The organism is Burkholderia sp. Bp9090 (assembly GCF_003857985.1).
Lineage (GTDB): Bacteria > Pseudomonadota > Gammaproteobacteria > Burkholderiales > Burkholderiaceae > Burkholderia.
Map to the genome: position 1 here is coordinate 12,746 of NZ_QTPV01000004.1, position 13,134 is coordinate 25,879.

The following is a 13,134-nucleotide window of genomic DNA, read 5'->3' on the forward strand; positions in this document are numbered from 1 at the left end:
AGGAATCATTTTGACCCATTGTCATTTTCAAATGTACACACTAGACTTTCCCCGAAACCAGGCGATCCCGCGCCAGCGTGCCGCCCCACCCTTACCGACACGGAGCCTCCCGTCATGAGCAAGACCTACCGCATCGGCCAGATCGTGCCGAGTTCCAACACGACGATGGAAACCGAGATTCCCGCGATGCTGCGGTTGCGCGAGGCGATCCGGCCCGAGCGCTTCACGTATCACTCGAGCCGGATGCGGATGAAGAAGGTCGTCAAGGAAGAACTCGCGGCGATGGACGCCGAGTCCGACCGCTGCGCGGTGGAACTGAGCGATGCGCGCGTCGACGTGCTCGGCTACGCGTGCCTCGTCGCGATCATGGCGATGGGCCACGGCTATCACCGCGTGTCGCAGGCCCGCCTCACGAAGCACACGGCCGACAACGGCGCGCAGGCGCCGGTGCTGACGAGCGCGGGCGCGCTCGTCGATGCGCTGAAGGTGATCGGCGCGAAGCGCATCGTGGTGGTCGCGCCGTACATGCTGCCGCTGACCGAGCTCGTGGTCGACTACATCCGCAACGAAGGCTACGACGTGATCGCGTATCGCGCGCTCGAGATCCCCGACAACCTCGACGTCGGCCGCCACGACCCGGCGCGCCTGCCCGACATCGTGAAGACGCTGCCGTACCAGGACGCCGATGCGATCGTGCTGTCCGCGTGCGTGCAGATGCCGTCGCTGCCGGCCGTCGCGAAGGTCGAGGCGATGACGGGCAAGCCCGTGATCACCGCCGCGATCGCGACGACCTACGCGATGCTGCGCGAACTCGATCTCGAACCGATCGTGCCCGGCGCCGGCGCGCTGCTGTCCGGCGCGTATTGAGCGCCCCGCTACTTCGGAGCATCGCCATGTCCTCGACTTTCCTGTACGGCGCGAACGTCCGCGCCAACGGCATCCGCCAGCACTACCTGCGCTACGGCGGCGCCACGGGCGCGCGCGCGTCGCGCCCCGCGATCGTGCTGATTCCCGGCATCACGAGCCCCGCGATCACGTGGAGCTTCGTCGGCGAGGTGTTCGGCGCGGCATTCGACACCTATGTGCTCGACGTGCGCGGCCGCGGGCTGTCCGACGCGTCGCCGTCGCTCGACTACGGCCTCGATGCGCAAGCCGATGACATCGCGGCGTTCGTCGCCGCGCTCGGCCTGCCGCGCACGAGCCTGGTCGGCCATTCGATGGGCGCGCGGATCGCCGCGCGCGCGGCGCGGCGCGGCGTCCGCGGGCTCGAATCGGTCGTGCTCGTCGATCCGCCGGTGTCGGGCCCGAACCGCCGCGACTATCCGGGCAAGCTGCCGTGGTACATCGACTCGATGGCGCTCGCGCGCGCCGGCACCGACGCCGAAGGGATGCGCGCGTTCTGCCCGACCTGGACCGATGCCGAACTGCAACTGCGCGCCGAGTGGCTGCATACCTGCGACGAGCGCGCGGTGCGCACGTCGTACGAAGGCTTCCACACCGACGACTTCCACGCGGATGCCGCGCAACTGGCCGTGCCGTCGCTGCTGATCACGGCCGAGCGCGGCGACGTGGTGCGCGACGACGACGTCGCCGAACTGCAGCGTGCGACGCCGTCGATGCGGCACGTGCGCGTGCCCGATGCCGGCCACATGATCCCGTGGGACAACGCGGCGGGCTTCTACGCGGCGTTCGGCAACTTCCTCGGCGCGCCGCTCGCGGCCTGATTTCTCCCCCCTCCCCTTCACGCCATTACCGGAGCCGACGATGCCAGTCAGCGACTATCAACTGATCGACGCGTGGAAGCAGGTGCTCACGCTGTCGCGCCTCGAACCGGGCCAGACCGTCACGATCCTGACGAGCGCGGCCACTCATCCGCAGACGCTGTCGTGCGCGCTGATCGCGACGCAATCGATGGGCGCGATCGTCAACCGGCTCGACCTGCCGCCGGTGAACGGCGAGAAGGCGTTCAGCCGCGACCCGCTCGCGTATCTCGGCACGACGCCGCTCACCGGCAACCGCGCCGCGATCGCCGCATTGCGCGAGAGCGACCTCGTGCTCGACCTGATGACGCTGCTGTTCTCGCCCGAGCAGCACGACATCCTGAAATCCGGCACGAAGATCCTGCTCGCGGTCGAGCCGCCCGAAGTGCTGGTGCGGATGGTGCCGACACTGGCCGACCGCACGCGCGTGCTCGGCGCCGCGAAGAAGATCGCCGCCGCGCGCGAGATGCGCGTGACCTCGGCGGCCGGCACGGCGCTCGTGTGCCCGCTCGGCGATTTCCCGCCGACCGCCGAATACGGCTTCGTCGACGCGCCGGGCCGCTGGGACCACTGGCCGAGCGGATTCGCGCTGACCTTCCCGAACGACCGCACCGCGCGCGGCACGATCGTGATCGATCGCGGCGACATCCTGCTGCCGCAGAAACACTACGTGAGCGAGCCGATCGCGCTGACCGTCGAAGGCGGCTATGCGACGCGCATCGAAGGCGGCGTCGATGCCGACCTGCTGCGCGACTACATGGAAACCTTCGCGGACCCGGAAGGCTATGCGATCTCGCACATCGGCTGGGGGCTGCAGCCGCGCGCGCGCTGGTCGACGCTCGGCCTGTACGACCGCGAGGCGACGATCGGGATGGATGCGCGTGCGTTCGAAGGCAACTTCCTGTTCTCGCTCGGCCCGAACAACGAAGGCGGCGGCACCCGCACGACCACCTGCCACATCGACATCCCGCTGCGCCGCTGCACGGTCGAGCTCGACGGCGAAACCGTCGTGCGCGAAGGCCGCGTGGCCGATCAACCTGCCTGACCGACGAGTGCCCGACACCATGACCGATCTTTCCCGCCACGCCGAAGCAAACGTCTACCGCCAGCAGGGTTTCGGCACGCCGCTGCCGCCGCACGGCAACATCGGACTGCTGATCGTCGACTTCGTGGTCGGCTTCGCCGATCCCGCGACGTTCGGCGGCGGCAACATCGCGCCGGCGATCGCGCGCACGACGCGGGCGCTCGCGCTCGCGCGCGCACGCGGCTGGCCGGTCGCGCACAGCCGCATCGTGTACGCGGACGACGGCAGCGACGACAACGTGTTCTCGCTGAAGGTGCCCGGGATGGCGACGCTGACCGAGCACCATCCGAACAGCGCGATCGTGCCCGAACTCACGCCCGCCGCCGGCGAACTCGTCGTGCGCAAGACCGTGCCGTCGGCGTTCTTCGGCACGCAGCTCGCGCCGTGGCTCGCGCAGCGCGCGGTGCAGACGCTGCTCGTCGCGGGCGCGGTGACGAGCGGCTGCGTGCGCGCGAGCGTGGTCGACGCGATGTCGCACGGGTTCCGCCCGCTCGTGCTCGCCGATTGCGTCGGCGATCGCGCGATCGCGCCGCACGACGCGAACCTGTTCGACATGCAGCAGAAATACGCGGCCGTGATGCCGCTCGACGATGCGATCGCGGCGATCGATGCCGTGCACGCGCGCTGAGCCGCCGCGCCGATCGCGGGCGGTACGGCGCGGGTGGTACGAACGGCAGCCGTGCCCGCGCCGGCACGCGATTGACGCTGCGCTTTTGGCGACCTAGATTGACCGCGTGCGCCATCGCGCACGCCCGGGCCGTCGCCCCGTGCACGGCACGCGGCAGCAGCGCCGCAGGCGCCGCGACCGGCCGCCGGTCGCGCCCTCCCCGACAGGACACCTGAACCGTGAACCGCTCCGAACTGCTTGCGCGCGACGGCTGCCTGACCGTGATCCGGCCGCCCGCGCCGCCGCCCAAGCCGGCGCCCGGCCAGCCGGGCAGCCTGTCGTCGTACGTGCCGGCGCTGCCCGAGGTGTTCGTCGCGATCCTCGACGACGGACGCATCCTCGCGTTCAACGGCCACGTCGACCTCGGCACCGGCATCCGCACGTCGCTCGCGCAGATCGTGGCCGAGGAGCTCGACGTGCCGGCCGCGCGCGTGACGATGGTGCTCGGCGATACGGCCGCGACGCCGAACCAGGGTCCGACCATCGCGAGCGCGACGATCCAGATTTCCGCGACGCCGCTGCGCTGCGCGGCCGCGCAGGCACGCCACGCGCTGCTGGCGCTGGCCGCCGAGCGCTTCGGTGTCGACCTCGCGCAACTGAGCATCGACGACGGCACGATCGCCGCACCGGCCGGCGGGCACACCACAACGTTCGCCGCGCTCGTCGCGGCGCGCCGCATCGCGCTCACGCTCGACCTGAACGCCCGCACGAAGGATCCCGCCCGCTACCGGATCGTCGGCCGGTCGTCGCCGCGCGTCGACCTGCCTGCGAAAGCCACCGGCCAGCTCACGTTCGTGCACGACATGCGCGTGCCGGGCATGCTGCACGGCCGCGTCGTGCGGCCGCCGTATGCGGGCCACGACAGCGGCGCGTTCGTCGGCACGTCGCTGGTGGACGTCGATCGCGCGTCGGTCGCCGACGTGCCCGGGCTCGTGGCGGTCGTCGCGCTCGGCGACTTCGTCGGCGTCGTCGCCGAGCGCGAGGAACACGCGATCCGCGCGGCACGCCAGCTGCGCGTCGCGTGGCGCCCGCACCCTGCGCTGCCGCCGCTCGACACGCCCGCGGCCGCGATCGCCGCCGCGCCCGCGCAACGCCGGTTGCTGCTCGACGAAGGCGACGTCGACGCGGCACGCGCGCAACCCGGCACGATCACGCTGTCGCGCACCTATGCGTGGCCGTTCCAGATGCACGGCTCGATCGGCCCGTCGTGCGCGCTCGCCGACTATCGCGCACCCGGCGACGGCCGGATCACCGTATGGTCCGGCACCCAGAACCCCGTATCGCTGCGCTACGACCTCGCGACGCTCGTGGCGCGCGACGAAGCCGATATCGACATCGTGCGGATGGAAGCGGCCGGCTGCTACGGCCGCAACGGCGCGGACGACGTCTGCGGCGACGCGCTGTTGCTGTCGCGCGCGGTCGGCCGCCCGGTGCGCGTGCAGCTTTCGCGCGCGGACGAGCATCTGTGGGAACCGAAGGGCGCCGGGCAGCTGATGCAGGTGACGGGCACCGTGACGCGCGACGGCCACCTGCTCGGCTACGACTTCACGACGCGCTATCCGTCGAACGACGCGCCGCTGCTCGCGACGCTCCTGACCGGCGCGATCGCGCCCGAACCGCGCGTGTTCGAGATGGGCGACCGCACCGCCGTGTCGCCGTATGAAAGCCCGAACCGCCGCTTCGTCTGCGAGGATCTCGCGCCGCTCGTACGCGCCTCGTGGCTGCGCGGCGTGTCGGCATTGCCGAACTCGTTCGCGCACGATGCGTTCGTCGACGAATGCGCGACGCTGGCCGGCATCGATCCGCTCGCGTTCCGGCTGCGCCATCTCAAGGACACGCGCGCGACCGAACTGCTGCAGGCCGTCGCCGATCGCGCGGGCTGGACGTCGCGGCGCGTGGATCGCGGAAATGAAGCGCAAGCAGCGCGCGTCGTCCGCGGACGCGGTATCGCATACGCACGCTACGTCCACAGCCGCTTCCCCGGTTTCGGCGCGGCGTGGTCCGCATGGATCGTCGACCTGAGCGTCGATCGCGTGTCGGGCGAGATCCGCATCGAACGCGTGACGGTCGGCCAGGACACCGGCACGATGATCAACCCCGACGGCGTGCGCCACCAGATCCACGGCAACGTGATCCAGGTATTGAGCCGCACGCTGAAGGAGCGCGTGCGGTTTGCCGACGGCAAGGTCGCGTCGCGCGAATGGGCGAGCTATCCGATCCTGACGTTCGACGAAGTGCCGGACGTCGACGTGGTGCTGATGCCGCGGCAAGGCGAGCCGCCGCTCGGCGCGGGCGAATCGGCGTCGGTGCCGGGGCCCGCCGCCGTCGCGAATGCGCTGTTCGATGCGACCGGCGTGCGCTTCTACGCGCCGCCGTTCACGCCCGAGACGGTGCGCGCAGCGCTGCGCGAGGCCGGCCGGCTTCCGGCTACCGAAGCGAGTGTCGCAGCAAGCGCCGCATGAGGCCGGTTTGCGTCGAGGGCCGGACGGCGCCGCGCGTCACGCGTCGCCGTCGGCCTCCATCATCTTGCGCAGCAGGTACTGCAATGCGACGCGTTCGCCCGGATTGAGCGGCCCGTACGTGCGCTCGGTCACCTGCCGCGCGAACGGCACCGTGCGGTCAATCAGCGCGAGGCCCGCCGCGGTCGCGCGCACGATCAGCTTGCGGCCGTCGTTCGGGTCGGGCAGCACCTCGACCAGCGCGCGCGTCTTCAAGCGCTCGACGACGCCGCGAATGGTCGCCTGGTCGATCGCGGTCGCCTTCACGATGTCGTTCAGCGAACACGCCTGCTTTTCCTTGACCGCGCACAGCGCGACGAACTGCGCGGCCGTCAGGTCCGAATCGGGGATCGCTTCCTGGAAGATCGCGACGTGCCGCTGATAGGCACGGCGCAGCAGGTGCCCGACCTGGTCGTGAAAGTCGTAGGAATCCTTGGAAGACGCCATGAAGATGAAGGCTCGCGCGGCATGAATGGGAAAGGCAAGCAGTGTACACCCTCAAATCGGTGCATCCGGTCACGCGGCCGCTGCTTCGTTGCGGTGCATCAGGGTTCGTGGCGCCCGACCCGCGTCGCGCCCGACAAGCGCCCGACCATGTCGGCCTGCCCGCGGACATCGCCGCTGCAACGCCCGCGGCTCGCGCGATCCGGCGGGCTGCCGGACGCGCGCGCTCCGAACGCCGAATCACTGGCGTGCACACACTCCACTTTTGAGCGTATACGCACGAATTTCGTGCATACCTCCGGATGGGAAAAACCATGTCGATATGTGCACATTTCCAGATTAATCCCCGAAAAATTCCGGGTTTATCTGGTTTATCGATCGATCCCGGCGCGTTCACTTTCATGCCTGCGCGATTCCGTATTTTCTAGTGTGTACGCTATGTAATTGGCGTGCTATACAGACTCCAGCGCGCGGCGAACCTTCGCTCGCGTCGAACGGCCACCCACTTCATCCGTCACATTCGAACAGGGGCAATCCCATGTCTACCGCACACCCGAGCGCCGCCGTCTCCGCCGACGACACGCTGCACGGCGCGCTCTACCGCAAGGTCACGCTGCGCCTGATCACGCTGTTCTGCCTGTGCTATTTCGCGGCCTATCTCGACCGCATCAACATCGGGCTCGCGAAGCTGCAGATGCTCGACGCGCTGAAGTTCAGCGACACCGTGTACGGGCTCGGCGCCGGCCTGTTCTTCGCCGGCTACATCCTGTTCGAAGTCCCGAGCAATCTGGTGCTGCAGCGCGTCGGCGCGAAGCTGTGGATCGCACGGATCATGATCACGTGGGGCCTGCTGTCGGGCGCGACGATGTTCGTGCATACGCCGATGCAGTTCTACGTCGTGCGCTTCCTGCTCGGCGCCGCCGAAGCCGGCTTCCTGCCCGGCGTGCTGCTGTACCTGACCCAGTGGTATCCCGATGCGCGCCGCGCACGCATCGTCGCGCTGTTCATGGTCGGGCTGCCGCTGTCGAGCATGATCGGCAGCCCGATCTCCGGCTGGATCATGCGTGCGTTCGACGGCGTGCACGCGCTCGGCGGCTGGCAGTGGCTGTTCCTGCTCGAGGCATTGCCGTCGGTGCTGCTCGGCTTCGCGGTGCTGCTCTGGCTGCCCAACAGCATCGAGACCGCGCGCTGGCTGAACGCGGACGAGCAGCGCACGCTGCGCGCGAACCTCGACGCCGATCCGTCCGGCAACAAGAGCCACGCGCTCGGCCGCGCGTTCTCCGATCCGAAGGTGTGGGCGCTCGGCCTCATCGACCTGTGCGTGCTGCTCGGGCTGTATGCGGTGAGCTTCTGGCTGCCGACGATCCTGCGCGACACCGGCGTGAAGGACGCGTATCACATCGGCTGGCTGATGGTGATCCCGAATGCCGCGGCCGTGCTCGCGACGCTGTATTGCGGCGCGAGCTCCGACCGCGCGCGCGAGCGCCGCTGGCATATCGTCGTGCCGTTCCTGGTGTCGGCCGTCGCGCTCGCATTCGCCGCCGCGTCGTCGCACGGCACGCTCGCGACCGTGTTGCTGTTCTCGCTGATCAACGCGGGCGCGGCCGCCGCGATGCCGGTCGTCTGGGCGCTGCCGTCCACGTTCCTGAAGGGCTCGGCCGCCGCCGGCGGGATCGCGTTCGCGTGCTCGATCGCGAACCTCGGCGGCTTCGGCAGCACCTACTTCATCGGCTGGCTGCGCGATACGTTCCATTCGCAAAGCGCGGGGCTGTACGGCTTCGCCGCATGCATGCTGGTCGGATGCGCGCTCGCGCTCGCGTATCCTGCAAAGCTCGTGAACCGCTGATGCGCTCCATGCGCGCGGCGACCCGAGGTCGTCGCGCGCGATTCGCACAATTCGCACGACTCTCCACGTATCGATGCGTGCCCAACGATATGCGCGCATGCCCCCTCTCGCTCTTCCGCATTCGTCGCAGCGCCCCCGGCTGACGGCTTGAACAGCTTTCCTGTGCGCCGCACTTGCGCACAGGTCGCCTCGCGACGTGCCGCACTGCCTTTTTACAAACACGTCACCTCGCGCGCGCGTTCGCGCACGGCATGCCACTGCCTCCCCGCGCAGCTTCGCGCCACACCGGCGCGTACGCGTGTCCCGCCGTGCAGGCACGTCGTTTGCGAGATCAACGCGCCCGCCCCTCGGGCGGACGGCAATCCTTCCTTCAACCCGGCGCTGCACACCGCGCGATTCCTCGCGCGGCGATCCCGCATCGCAAGCAGGGTTCCCCCTGAACGAGAGGACGACATGAAATCCATACGAACGATAGTGGCCCTGTGCTCGGTCATTTCCGTACTCACGGCGTGCGGCGGAGACAGCAACGACGTCGGCACCGTGCTCGGCATCTCGAAGCCGCAGGCGCGCTTCATCAACGCGGTGCCGGCCGGCCCGAATCTCGACTACTACCTGAATGCGAAACTGGATGCGTCGGGTGTCGCGTACAAAGGCGTGACCCGTTATCACGACATCGATTCGGGCACGCAGACCGCCAGCTACGACGTATCGGGAACGACCACGACCGTCGCGTCGCAGTCGTTCGGCGCGGCGAACGGTCACCACTACACGACCATCGCATTGCCGAGCACCTCGTCGGCGATTTCGCTGATCGACGATCCGTTCGACAAGAAGCTGCTGTCCGACAAGGCGCGCGTGCGCAGCTTCAACGCGTCGCCGAACACGCAGAACGTCGACGTGTACGTCGTGCCGCCGGGCACCGACATCAACACGCAAAGCCCGACGCTGGCGGGCGCCGCGTATCAGAACGCCGTGCCGGCATCCACACAGGATTCCATCTACCTGAACGGAGGAACCTACCAGGTGATCGTCACGACGGCCGGCAGCAAGGCGCCGATCCTGAAGACCGCGCCGGTCGCGATCAACAACAACGCCGACTGGCTGCTGGTGACGATTCCGGCGGGCGGCATCGGCGACGTCACGCCGAACGACATTCACGTGCTCGTCGCGCAGGGCAACGATGCGGACACGTCCGCACAGGAACTCGGCCCGCAATAACGGATAGCGGCTTCGGCGGACCGCCGGCCGGCGGTCCGCCCGGCAGCCCTCGCTACGTCGTCAGTCGGTCCGCTCGAGACGGATCACGTGCTCGACCCGCGTGCCGTCGCCGTGCTCGACATCGACATCGCCGACATGCCGGACGCGCCAGCCCGGCCGCGTCGCAATCTGCGGCACGTTGCCGCCCGGCCGGCTCTCGATGCCGCCGAGCCCTTCGTCGGGCGTCTCGACCGCGTCGTCGAGCGACGCATTCGAATAGATCACGTTGTCGTGCCACTCGGTCGCGCCGCTGCGCGCCTCCATGCCCTTGCCGTCGACGTCGACCGTGTTGTCGGTCATCGCCATGTTCGCGTTGTCGAGCGTCACGATCCTGCCGCTGGCGCGACGCACCGGGTCGCCGCTGTCGACCGCGTGCGCGCCGACGTCGATCGGCGGCAGGCCGGTCGGCGTCTTCGCCGCGACGGCCTCGGGCGTCAGCGCCCGCTTCGCGACCTCGGCGGCCTGGGTCGCCGCATCGGGCATGTCGCCGGCCGCTGGCGTCTGCACCGGGCTCTTCGCGATCTGTTCGCGCTGCTGTTTCGGGGTTGGGTTCGATTCCGCGTTGTGCATCGCACCTCCTGTTCCGGACGGCGTGCGCCGGCGGGATGCAGCCGGCGCCGGTCCGGGAATCGCTACAACGGTCGTTGCAAATCTTTCACGCGCGCGGCGCCGCCCACGCGTGCCCTGCGACACGCGTGCCGCGCCGACAGCCGTCCCGGCGGCACGCGGGCGACGGGCCCGCGCATGCCGCCCGCGCCGACGGTCAGCCGCCGCTTGCGCCCGCGGGCGCGGACGCCGCGCCCGGCATGCTCGCCGGACCGCCGGTCATGCCGCTGCCGGCCGTGCCGCTGCCCGGCATGCCCGACGGCGCGGTGGACGGCGCCGGCGCCATGCTGCTGGTGGAGCCGGTTGAGCTCCCGCCGGTAGTGGTGTCGCTTTCGCTCTTCTTCTGGCAACCCGCACCCGCCGCCAGGCCGGCAATCAGGATGCCGGCGAAGACGACCCGCGATACGTGACGAATGGAATATCGCTGCATGACACCTCCGCTGATGTCGACTGGATGGAGACCTGTGGCGAGCAATGCGCGTGCCGTCCATCTCCTCCATTGCCACCGCCGGCGACCCGGCCCCATTCATTTTTCAAATGCCCCCCAGCCGAATATTTAATTTCCCATCGCCGCGACGGCCACCCATACTCGCGAACAAATCCGAGACATAACGTCCACGGCGGCCGGGCCTGCGCTGCGTGCACACGCTGCCGGTTCGCGCCCCGCACACGGAAGGAGACAACGCGTGCAACTGGAAGCCACCCACCGCGCGGGCATCGTGCTCGGCGCGGACGACGCATTGCATCGAACCGGTACCGCCGCGCGCGACCCCGCGCTGAGCCCCCGGCTGCACAACCCCGACCTCGCGCCGACCAAGGCGGAGGGCCGCACCTGGGGCCGCTACAGCATCTTCGCGCTGTGGACCAACGACGTGCACAACATCGCGAACTACTCGTTCGCGATCGGGCTGTTCGCGCTCGGCCTGTCGGGCTGGCAGATGCTCGCGTCGCTCGCGATCGGCGCGGTGCTGGTGTACGGCTTCATGAACCTCACCGGCTACATGGGCCAGAAAACCGGCGTGCCGTTCCCGGTGATCAGCCGGATGAGCTTCGGCATCTACGGCGCGCTGTTGCCCGCGATGATCCGCGCGGTGATCGCGATCGCATGGTTCGGCATCCAGACCTATCTCGCATCGGTCGTGCTGCGCGTGCTGCTCACCGCGATCTGGCCGGGCCTCGCCGCGTTCGACCAGAACGCGATCTGCGGGCTGTCGACGCTCGGCTGGGTGACGTTCGTCGCGATCTGGCTGGTGCAGATCGGCATCCTCACCTACGGGATGGAGATGGTCCGCAAGTACGAAGGGCTCGCCGGCCCGATCATCCTCGTCACGACGCTGTCGCTCGCCGCATGGATGTTCAGCCGCACCGGCGGCCATCTCGCGATGTCGATCGGCAAGCCGATGACCGGCCTGAAGATGTGGACCGAAGTGTTCGCGGGCGGCGCGCTGTGGCTTGCGATCTACGGCACGCTGGTGCTCAACTTCTGCGATTTCGCGCGGGCGTCGCCGAGCGCGAAGACGGTGCGGGTCGGCAACTTCTGGGGCCTGCCGGTGAACATCCTGGTGTTCGCGACGATCAGCTTCGTGCTCGCGGGCGCGCAATTCAAGCTGAACGGCCAGATTATCCACAGCCCGACGGAAATCATCGCGACGGTGCCGAACAAGCTGTTCCTCGTGCTCGGTTGCCTCGCATTCCTGATCGTGACGGTCGCGGTCAACATCATGGCGAACTTCGTCGCGCCGGCCTTCGTGCTGACGAGCCTCGCGCCGCACCGCCTCACGTTCCGCTGCGCGGGCCTGATCAGCGCGACGGTCGCGGTGCTGATCCTGCCGTGGAACCTGTACAACAGCCCGATCGTGATCGTCTACTTCCTGTCCGGCCTCGGCGCGCTGCTCGGCCCGCTGTACGGGATCATCACGGTCGACTACTGGCTCGTGCGCAAGCAGCGCGTGAACGTGCCGGACCTTTATACCGAAGCGCCGAACGGCGCGTATTTCTACACGCGCGGCGTGAACCGCAAGGCGCTCGCGGCGCTCGTGCCGTCCGCGCTGATCTCGATCACGCTCGCCGTCGTGCCGGCCTTCAGCGCGATGACGCCGTTCTCCTGGCTGCTCGGCGCGGCCATCGCGGGCAGCGTGTACTGGCTGACGGCCGATCGCGAACGGCAATACGACGAGCGCTCGGGCGAACCCATCGCGGTCGCCTGCGCCCGACACTGAACGCAGCATACGGAGTGCACCGATGAGAATCCTGGTAGTCAACGTCAACACGACCGCGTCGATCACCGACGCCATCGCCGCGCAGGCGCGGGCCGCTGCGTCGCCGGGCACGGAGATCGTCGGGCTGACGCCGCGCTTCGGCGCGGAATCGGTCGAAGGCAACTTCGAGAGCTACCTCGCGGCGATCGCCGTGATGGACCGCGTGTTGAGCTACGACGAGCCGTACGACGCGGTGATCCAGGCCGGCTACGGCGAACACGGCCGCGAAGGGCTGCAGGAACTGCTGACGGTGCCGGTCGTCGACATCACCGAAGCGGCCGCGAGCATCGCGATGCTGCTCGGCCACCGCTACTCGGTCGTCACGACGCTCGACCGCACGGTGCCGCTGATCGAGGATCGCCTGAAGCTCGCCGGACTCGACGCGCGCTGCGCGTCGGTGCGCGCGAGCGGTCTCGCGGTGCTCGAGCTCGAGGAGAACCCGGCCCGCGCGATCGAGTCGATCGTCGACCAGGCCGCGCGCGCGGTGAAGGACGATCGCGCGGAAGTGATCTGCCTCGGCTGCGGCGGGATGGCCGGCCTCGACCGGCAGATCGAGGAATGCACCGGCGTGCCCGTCGTCGACGGCGTGTCGGCCGCGGTCGCGCTCGCGGAATCGCTGGTGCGCCTGAAGCTGAAGACGTCGAAGGTCAGCACCTATGCGCCGCCGCGCCCGAAGCGGATCGTCGGCTGGCCGGGCACCTTCGTCAAATGACG

12 protein-coding genes are annotated in these 13,134 nt (G+C 69.1%); 9 read left to right on the forward strand and 3 right to left on the reverse strand.

What is annotated here, in order from left to right; translation table 11 throughout:
- The first annotated feature begins 114 nt into the window (after positions 1 to 114).
- From DIE16_RS05150 to DIE16_RS05170, 5 genes are all read left to right on the forward strand, one after another.
- A complete protein-coding gene (locus DIE16_RS05150) occupies positions 115 to 867 on the forward strand; it encodes an Asp/Glu racemase (RefSeq protein WP_044843893.1) in 753 nt (250 codons plus the stop codon).
- A 26-nt stretch (positions 868 to 893) separates the two neighbouring features.
- On the forward strand, positions 894 to 1,724 hold the full coding sequence (locus DIE16_RS05155; protein WP_124891960.1) for an alpha/beta fold hydrolase: 831 nt from the start codon (positions 894 to 896) through the stop codon (positions 1,722 to 1,724).
- Positions 1,725 to 1,764: 40 nt separating this feature from the next.
- Entirely contained in the window at positions 1,765 to 2,805 is a 1,041-nt protein-coding gene (locus DIE16_RS05160; protein WP_124524173.1) for a 2,5-dihydroxypyridine 5,6-dioxygenase, read from the forward strand.
- Positions 2,806 to 2,824: 19 nt separating this feature from the next.
- The gene (locus DIE16_RS05165) at positions 2,825 to 3,472 is read left to right on the forward strand and encodes an isochorismatase family protein (RefSeq protein WP_044843890.1); all 648 of its coding nucleotides are present in this window, start codon (positions 2,825 to 2,827) and stop codon (positions 3,470 to 3,472) included.
- 218 nt (positions 3,473 to 3,690) lie between these two features.
- Positions 3,691 to 5,973, forward strand: coding sequence for a molybdopterin cofactor-binding domain-containing protein (locus tag DIE16_RS05170; RefSeq protein ID WP_124891961.1), 2,283 nt, complete (start codon positions 3,691 to 3,693; stop codon positions 5,971 to 5,973).
- Positions 5,974 to 6,009: 36 nt separating this feature from the next.
- Here DIE16_RS05170 and DIE16_RS05175 read toward each other — a convergent pair whose 3' ends face one another.
- Positions 6,010 to 6,456 (reverse strand): MarR family winged helix-turn-helix transcriptional regulator, encoded by a 447-nt coding sequence (locus DIE16_RS05175; RefSeq protein WP_044843888.1) that lies wholly within the window; start codon positions 6,454 to 6,456, stop codon positions 6,010 to 6,012.
- A 535-nt stretch (positions 6,457 to 6,991) separates the two neighbouring features.
- Here DIE16_RS05175 and DIE16_RS05180 point away from each other — a divergent pair.
- Both DIE16_RS05180 and DIE16_RS05185 read left to right on the forward strand, forming a co-directional pair.
- Positions 6,992 to 8,299 carry an MFS transporter gene (locus DIE16_RS05180; protein ID WP_124891962.1) on the forward strand — a complete coding sequence of 436 codons (1,308 nt, stop codon included), beginning with the start codon at positions 6,992 to 6,994 and terminating at the stop codon, positions 8,297 to 8,299.
- Between the two features lie 453 nt (positions 8,300 to 8,752).
- Positions 8,753 to 9,517, forward strand: a complete 765-nt coding sequence (locus DIE16_RS05185) for a DUF4397 domain-containing protein (RefSeq protein WP_044843886.1) — start codon at positions 8,753 to 8,755, stop codon at positions 9,515 to 9,517.
- 60 nt (positions 9,518 to 9,577) lie between these two features.
- Here the strand turns inward: DIE16_RS05185 and DIE16_RS05190 are convergent, their stop codons facing one another.
- Positions 9,578 to 10,126, reverse strand: coding sequence for a DUF3005 domain-containing protein (locus DIE16_RS05190; RefSeq protein ID WP_124488413.1), 549 nt, complete (start codon positions 10,124 to 10,126; stop codon positions 9,578 to 9,580).
- A gap of 193 nt (positions 10,127 to 10,319) precedes the next feature.
- Complete coding sequence (locus DIE16_RS05195; RefSeq protein ID WP_124488412.1) at positions 10,320 to 10,592, reverse strand: hypothetical protein; 273 nt, start codon at positions 10,590 to 10,592, stop codon at positions 10,320 to 10,322.
- A gap of 256 nt (positions 10,593 to 10,848) precedes the next feature.
- Here DIE16_RS05195 and DIE16_RS05205 point away from each other — a divergent pair, with 256 nt between their 5' ends.
- The gene (locus tag DIE16_RS05205) at positions 10,849 to 12,381 is read left to right on the forward strand and encodes an NCS1 family nucleobase:cation symporter-1 (protein WP_124891963.1); all 1,533 of its coding nucleotides are present in this window, start codon (positions 10,849 to 10,851) and stop codon (positions 12,379 to 12,381) included.
- Between the two features lie 22 nt (positions 12,382 to 12,403).
- Positions 12,404 to 13,132, forward strand: a complete 729-nt coding sequence (locus DIE16_RS05210; protein ID WP_124891964.1) for an aspartate/glutamate racemase family protein — start codon at positions 12,404 to 12,406, stop codon at positions 13,130 to 13,132.
- Positions 13,133 to 13,134 lie beyond the last annotated feature (2 nt).